The organism is Saccharothrix sp. ST-888, from assembly GCF_000955975.1.
Taxonomy (GTDB): Bacteria; Actinomycetota; Actinomycetes; order Streptomycetales; family Streptomycetaceae; genus Kitasatospora.
The window spans coordinates 1-312 of the sequence record NZ_JYJF01000906.1; the positions used below are offsets into that span (position 1 = coordinate 1).

Sequence of the window (312 nt, forward strand, 5' to 3'; positions counted from 1 at the left end):
TCGGGAGCACCGCGCCCAGCTCACTGCCGCCCTCGACCTCCAGGGTCGCGGCCAGGGCATCCAGGTCCTCGCGCTCGACGGCCTCCCAGAAGCGGGCGTGCACCGCGTCGACCGGCGCGACACCGGCCACCGGGGCCGGCGTCTCCAGCCAGTACCACTCGCGCTGGAAGGCGTAGGTCGGCAGGTCCACCCGGCGGGCATCCCGGCCCGCGTAGAACGACTGCCAGTCGACCGCGACACCGCGCACCTGGGCCTCACCCAGCGACGCGAACAGCCGCTCCAGACCGCCCTCGTGACGGCGCAGCGTCCCGA

General features: G+C 74.7%; 1 protein-coding gene. It reads right to left on the minus strand.

Annotated features, from left to right (window positions below; genetic code table 11):
* Positions 1 to 312: hypothetical protein (locus tag UK12_RS42570; RefSeq protein WP_045307255.1), on the minus strand; the 312-nt coding region annotated here is incomplete at both ends.